This is a genomic window from Oleiphilus sp. HI0132 (assembly GCF_001635845.1).
In genome coordinates this window covers 1-959 of sequence record NZ_LWGJ01000316.1, presented here as the reverse complement: position 1 = coordinate 959, position 959 = coordinate 1, and the positions used below count along the sequence as shown (strand labels likewise).

Annotated in this window: 1 protein-coding gene and 1 pseudogene; both read right to left on the bottom strand. The window is 50.5% G+C overall.

Going from position 1 to position 959, the window contains the following annotated elements:
* Positions 1–314, bottom strand: a pseudogene (locus A3766_RS03835) (glutamate 5-kinase); the annotation flags it as partial.
* A gap of 42 nt (positions 315–356) precedes the next feature.
* A partial coding sequence (locus A3766_RS03830) for a GTPase (RefSeq protein WP_197479291.1) occupies positions 357–959 on the bottom strand: 603 nt, incomplete at its 5' end.

Genomic DNA, 959 nt, shown 5'->3' with positions numbered 1-959 from the left:
AAGCCATGCTTTTGGAACTCTTCTTCATAGGCCTGAACCAAACCCATTTGCCCGACCGCAGCCGCAGCTTGCAGCAAGTGTAACTCCTGAGGACGCTCGCTCATCCCCAAGCGCGCCATACCTTCCGCCACAGATCCGGAAGACACTAAAATAATTTCAAGCCCCTGACGATGCAACTTAGACAACTGCGCCACCCAGTCACCGATAGACTCTCGAGCCAAGCCCTTACCATCATCAGTCAGCAATGCACTGCCGATTTTCACAACCCAACGGTTTGCACGACTTAGCTCAGCGCGCCCAGTACACTCAGTCATATTGATACAACCCTATCGCCCACCACAAAACCACTCACCACACTACTGAGCATATACCACTTCAACACCATCATCGTCATCGCCGTCATCAAAATCGTCATCCAGCTCCTCACCTGCCAGGCGCTTAGCCTTGCGAGCCGCCTTCAGAGCCTCTAGATTATCTCTAGCTTCCTGATGCATCTTATCCTTAATCAATTGCTCCTGCTCAGCTAAGGCTTCATCAGCTGCCTCAGCCGCATTCTTCTCATCAATCCATGTCATGATATCCCGACACAAGTTCGCTAGACCAGCAGACTTAATTGCCGACACCTGATAAACGGGCCCCGTCCAATTTAACGCTTCTACTAATTTCTCGCATATAGCCTTACGATCTTCTTCTGGCAATAAATCAAGCTTATTCAGAACCAGCCAGCGATCCCGGGAAGCCAAGGTAGGGCTAAACTTTTCCAACTCAGCCGCTATCGCCTGCACCACCTGAGCCGGATCTGAGCCATCGTAAGGCGCCATATCAACAACATGAAGCAACAGACGAGTTCTTACCAAATGCTTCAGAAAACGAACACCAAGGCCCGCTCCTTCTGCAGCACCCTCAATCAAGCCTGGAATATCAGCAACCACAAAACTCTTATGCTCTTCAACACGCAC